Source organism: Phyllobacterium sp., from assembly GCF_037994405.1.
In the GTDB taxonomy this organism is placed as follows: domain Bacteria; phylum Pseudomonadota; class Alphaproteobacteria; order Rhizobiales; family Rhizobiaceae; genus Phyllobacterium.
Genome location: NZ_JBBNAN010000161.1, coordinates 1 through 5,743, shown reverse-complemented (window position 1 = coordinate 5,743; position 5,743 = coordinate 1). Strand labels below are relative to the sequence as shown.

Genomic DNA, 5,743 nt, shown 5'->3' with positions numbered 1-5,743 from the left:
CTTCAGCCAGTCGCCCGTGCGGGGAATTGCCAAACAGCGGGACCGTCACGCTGCACGCCGCGACATCGTTGGCAATCCTGCGGTCAAAGAGGTGTCGTTCCAACGCCCTGGGCCGCCGGCCAATGACGTCCAGCCGAAAAAGCGAGGCATGGATCCAAGGTTTCTGCCACAGACCGTTGCCTATGATGGCCCGGAGAAACCTGGCACAATCATCATCGACACATCGCAACGCTTCCTGTTCCTCGTAGAACAAGGCGCAACCGCTCAACGCTATGGCGTTGGCGTCGGCAAGGAAGGCTTCGGCTGGTCTGGCACCAACACAATCAGCCGCAAGGCCGAATGGCCTGGCTGGAATCCACCTGCATCCATGATCGAGCGAGAGAGACTGAAGGGACATTACATACCGGCCCATATGGAAGGTGGTGTCGCCAATCCGCTTGGCGCACGCGCGCTTTATCTCGGTTCAACGCTTTATCGCATTCACGGCACCAATGCCCCCTGGACCATTGGCCACGCCGTATCCAGCGGCTGTATCCGCATGCGCAATGAAGATGTCACCGACCTCTACGAGCGGGTCAATGTCGGCACCAAGGTGATCGTAAGGTAGCAGTTAGTGGGGGCCGGCACCGGGGGCGGTGCCGGAAAACGGGCAGCGGTTCACACTCCTTGGGCCGCTGCCCTTTTTATTCTGCCGCGTGCTGAAACGGCTTCGGTGCAGGCACACTTTCCGGCTTCGGGCCGCCATAGGCCCAGTCCAGCAACTCTACTGTGTGCACGATCGGCAGCTTCGAACCGCTGGCGATCTGAGTGATACAGCCAATATTGCCGGTGGCGATGAGGCTTGCTCCTGTCGCCTCGATGTTCTTGATCTTGCGGTCTCGGAGCGTGCGGGCGATCTCGGCCTGCATGATGTTGTAGGTCCCGGCCGAACCGCAGCAAAGATGCCCTTCCGCCGGTTCCTTGACGACAAAACCCGCTGCTTTAAGCAAATCCTTTGGCTGACGCGTGATCTTCTGGCCATGCTGCAGCGAACAGGCGGAATGATAAGCAACCGTGAGGCCTGCCGGATGTTCTGGTGCGGGCAAATCGAGGGTTGTGAGATATTCCGTGATGTCCTTGGCCAAGGCAGAAATGCGCGCTGCCTTGTCCCGATAATCGGGGTCGAGCCGCAGCATGTAGCCATAATCCTTGATCGTCGTGCCGCAGCCCGACGCTGTCACAACAATCGCATCAAGGCCGCCTGCGTCAAGCTCGCGCGTCCAGACATCGACGTTGCGACGTGCATCATCAAGCGCCTCTTCTTCCCGGCCCATGTGGTGCACCAATGATCCGCAACAGCGCTCGCCCCTTGGCACGACGACTTCGATGCCAAGCCGCGTCAGAAGGCGGATTGTCGCCTCATTGATTCCGGGTTTCAGAACCGGCTGGGCGCAACCGGTCAGGATTGCGACCCTGCCCTGTCTTGTTGCTTGCGGTGCGTATGAGCCCGCTTCGGCAAAGCGCGATTTCGCCGGGACGGATTTGGGTGCAAGCTCGAGCATCGCCGCCACAGGCTTCAACGCTGAAACAGACCGGAACAGGGGGGAAAACGGACGGCCAAGTCTTGCAGCATTGAGTGCAAAGCGAAAACGGCCGGGATGCGGCAGGACAAAAGCCAGCAAGGCGCGGGTAAGGCGATTCACAGCTGGCCGCTTGTAGGTCTTCTCAATGTGGGCACGGGCATTGTCGACGAGATGCATATAATTGACGCCCGAGGGGCAGGTTGTCATGCACGCAAGGCATGAGAGGCAGCGATCGATGTGCTTGACGATTTGCTCGTCTGCAGCGCGACCGTTTTCCAGCATGTCCTTGATCAGATAGATACGCCCGCGCGGGCTGTCGAGTTCATTGCCCAACGTAACATAGGTCGGGCAGGTAGCGGTGCAGAAGCCGCAATGCACACATTTGCGCAGGATCTTTTCCGACTCGGCGACACCTGGGTCCAGTAATTGCTCGGGGGTAAAGTTTGTCTGCACGCTATACTCCTGCGACCATGCGGCCCGGGTTCAATATTCCGCTCGGATCGAACTGCTGCTTGAGCCGCTTTGAAAGGGCCGCGAGGGGCGCTGGCTGCGGTTCGAATACTGGCAGCGCGGCTCGTATGCTGGTCGGGGCACGAACCAGGGTTGCGTGGCCGCCGCCATATTTGCGGATCAGCGCACGCACGGCTTCGGCTTCCGGCTCGCCTTCCATGCGCAGCCAGACCAGACCACCCTGCCAATCATAGTAAGCATCGACAGCGGCGCCCATGCGCAGGGACGCGACAAGCTTGTAGGCTTCCATCGGCACCATGGAAACCCGCCAGACCGGGCGTTGCGTGCCATCAGCAAACGGCATGACATCGCGGATTTCGCGCCAGAGCTTGCGCGATATATCGCCTGAGACGTCATCGATCACTCCAGCCGATGCCAGCAAATTCTTCAACATGGTTGCGCGGTCAGCAACCGAGGGCGCAAAGCCTTCGAGACGCAGCACAGTTGAGGCATCGCCTTTCAGCGCGCCATTAATGACGCGCCCTGCCACGTTGGCCGGCAAATGCGCGGCGGAAGCCACCTCGCCGCTTGAGCCCATGGCAATTGCCATGGCGCGCGCAGCTTCGTCGTCGGCGAGGCCACGGACGACAAGCGTGGTCTCGGTTTCGGGAGCAGGCAAAACCTTGAAGGTGATTTCCGTCGCGATCCCAAGCGTGCCCCATGAGTTGGCCATCCCCTTCGACAGATCATAGCCGGTCACATTCTTAACGACTCTACCGCCGGACTTGAACAGCTCGCCGCGACCCGAAACCACACGTACGCCCAGCACATGGTCACGCGCCGAGCCGGACTTCAGGCGGCGCGGGCCACACAGATTGGTTGCCAGGAGACCACCGAGGCTGCCCTGTCCGGCAGGCAGCCCTAACAGCGGCCCATAATCCATCGGCTCGAACTGAAATGCCTGGCCATTGGCGGCGAGCAAAGTTTCAAGCTCGGCAACTGGCGTTCCGGCCCTGGCGCTCAAGACCAATTCGTCGGGTTCGTAAAGCGTAATGCCCGAATAGTCCGATAGCGCTATCGTGTGCTCGGTCTGTAATGGACGGCCGAGATCGCGCTTGGAGCCTTGGCCAACGACTTCAACAGGCGCCTGTTCGGCGAGCGCCCATAAAACCGCATCGACGATTTCACCTTCTGTCTTGGGGTTAAAGGTGGTCACGCTCAAAATCTCGGAATGTCGGCAAATGGCACCTGTCCGCGATGCACATACATCCGGCCAAGTTCGGCGCAGCGGTGCAGTTGCGGAAAAACTTTGCCAGGATTGAGCAAATGCTTGTCATCAAAGGCGCATTTGACCCGGATCTGTTGGTTAAGATCAGTTTCATTGAACATTTCCGGCATCAGATCGCGTTTCTCTACACCGACACCATGCTCACCTGTCAACACGCCGCCGACCTTGACGCAAAGCCGCAAGATGTCGGCACCGAAATCCTCAGCCTTATGCAATTCCTCAGGGATGTTCGCATCGTAGAGAATAAGCGGATGCAGATTGCCATCGCCAGCGTGAAAGACGTTTGCGACGCGCAGGCCATATTTCTCCGATAGCTCCCGCATGCCTGCCAGCACTTTGGGCAGCTCTTTTCGCGGGATCGTGCCGTCCATGCACAGATAGTCCGGCGAAATGCGCCCGACCGCCGGAAACGCGGCCTTGCGCCCCGCCCAGAACGACAAGCGTTCTTCTTCGCTTTGCGAGACCACGCAGGTTGTTGCACCATTTTTCCGGCCGATGGCCTCAACCATGCTGATCAGATGATCAACTTCGACCGCGGGACCATCCAGTTCGATGATCAGCAGGGCTTCCACATCGAGCGGGTAGCCTGCGTGAACGAAATCTTCGGCCGCGTGGATAGCGGGCCGGTCCATCATTTCCATGCCGCCCGGAATGATACCGGCGGCGATGACATCGGCGACACATTGGCCGGCTTCCTCGCTTGTCGGAAAGCCCACCATCAATGCGCGCGCAGTGGTCGGCTTCTGCAGGATGCGAACAGTCACTTCCGTGACGACGCCGAGCAGCCCTTCCGAGCCCGTCATCAGACCGAGAAGATCATAGCCTTCGCAATCCAGATGCTTCCCGCCGAGCCGCACGACCTCGCCGGTGATCAGCACCATTTCAAGGCCGAGCACATTATTGGCGGTGAGCCCGTATTTCAGGCAATGCACGCCGCCGGAATTTTCCGCGACATTGCCCCCAATCGAACAGGCAATCTGCGACGATGGATCCGGCGCGTAATAGAAACCCTCATGCTCGACGGCCTTGGTAATGCCGAGGTTGGTCACACCCGGCTGCACCACGGCCGCGCGGTTCGGATAGTCGATTTCCAGGATGCGGTTGAAGCGCGACATGACCAGCAGCACTGCGTCTTCCAGCGGCAGGGCGCCGCCCGACAATGACGTCCCCGAGCCGCGCGGAACCACTTTCACATTGTTTTCATGGCAATATTTGAGGACACGCGAAACTTGCGCCACCGTTTGCGGCAGAACGACCACCAGCGGCAGTTGGCGATAGGCGGTCAGTGCATCGGTTTCGAAGGCACGCATCTCATTGGTGACATCGACCACCCCTTCGCCCGGGACAATGTCTTGCAACGCCGCAACGATGTCCGCACGGCGAGACATGGTCGCGTCATCGGCTTTGGGCATCGTCAATCCGGACATGAAATCTCCCTTTCAGGCGCTCCTCGGCACCACTGGTAAATTATCTTTACCTCTTGTGCTTCAGCCTTGTAAAGATGGCTGGGCCAAACTGTAGCATTTGCACTTGACCTTATCATTCTTCGCCCGAAAGAGTGCGCGCATGAGCGAATTCAACGATATGGAAATCTTTGCGCGCGTGGTTTCTGCCGGAAGCATGTCGGCGGCCGGACGCGAGCTTGGCCTGTCGCCAGCCGTCGTTTCCAAACGGCTGCGACGGTTGGAGGAGCGGCTCGGTACGCGGCTTTTGCAGCGTACGACGCGGCAGATCGCCCTGACCGAAACCGGCCAAGGATATTATGAGCGGGTGCTGGCTATCCTTTCAGGTGTCGAGGAAGCCGAAGCCTTCGTCTCGCGCCGTTCGGAACAGGCGCACGGGATGCTAAAGGTCGCTGTGCCGACAACGTTCGGGCGCATGCATATCGCTCCGCATCTCGAGCCATTCATGCGCGCGAACCCCGACCTTTCCGTCAATCTCGTTCTTGCCGATGAATTCGTCGATATTGTCGGCGAAGGCTATGACCTTGCCATCCGCATCGCCGAACTCTCCGATTCAAGTCTCGTTGCGCGCAAGCTGGCACGTGTGGAGCGCTTTCTTGTCGCTGCACCGCGCTATGTTGCGCAACATGGCGTACCGAAGTCCTTTTCCGACCTTGAAAACCATGTCTGCCTTGCTGCACATAATGGCGATCCCTGGCGGCTTGTCGGACCTTTCGGCGCCGTCATCTGGCGCCCATCGGGCCCGCTGCTTACAAATTCGAGCGAGGTTGTGCGTGAGGCCGTGCTCGGCGGCCTTGGCATTGCGCTGCGCTCGACCTGGGATATCGGGCCGGAACTGGCGTCCGGCCTTCTCGTGCGCGTCCTCGAAGATTACGCGGCGTCACGCAATGTCGCGATCTATGCCGTTTATCCCTCGCGGCAATTCCTTCCCGCCAAAGTGCGGCTGTTCATCGACTACCTGGCAGCGCTTTATGGGCCAA

The 5,743-nt window shown here is 59.4% G+C and carries 5 protein-coding genes; 2 read left to right on the top strand and 3 right to left on the bottom strand.

Translation table 11 applies throughout. The features are described from left to right. Positions 1-607: L,D-transpeptidase (locus AAAC48_RS09585; protein WP_340653959.1), on the top strand; the 607-nt coding region annotated here is incomplete at its 5' end. 76 nt (positions 608-683) lie between these two features. On the opposite strand, the gene glcF is transcribed toward AAAC48_RS09585, so the two are convergent. Genes glcF through AAAC48_RS09570 form a run of 3 tightly spaced genes read right to left on the bottom strand, consistent with a single transcriptional unit; the run spans position 684 to position 4,727 of the window. Then, positions 684-2,015 carry a glycolate oxidase subunit GlcF gene (gene glcF, locus AAAC48_RS09580; RefSeq protein WP_340653958.1) on the bottom strand — a complete coding sequence of 444 codons (1,332 nt, stop codon included), beginning with the start codon at positions 2,013-2,015 and terminating at the stop codon, positions 684-686. 1 nt (position 2,016) lies between these two features. Beyond that, positions 2,017-3,228 carry an FAD-binding protein gene (locus AAAC48_RS09575; RefSeq protein WP_340653957.1) on the bottom strand — a complete coding sequence of 404 codons (1,212 nt, stop codon included), beginning with the start codon at positions 3,226-3,228 and terminating at the stop codon, positions 2,017-2,019. Between the two features lie 2 nt (positions 3,229-3,230). Beyond that, the gene (locus AAAC48_RS09570; protein WP_340653956.1) at positions 3,231-4,727 is read right to left on the bottom strand and encodes an FAD-linked oxidase C-terminal domain-containing protein; all 1,497 of its coding nucleotides are present in this window, start codon (positions 4,725-4,727) and stop codon (positions 3,231-3,233) included. A 139-nt stretch (positions 4,728-4,866) separates the two neighbouring features. Here AAAC48_RS09570 and AAAC48_RS09565 point away from each other — a divergent pair. Next, positions 4,867-5,743 (top strand): LysR family transcriptional regulator (locus AAAC48_RS09565; protein WP_340653955.1); only part of this gene is annotated, 877 nt, incomplete at its 3' end.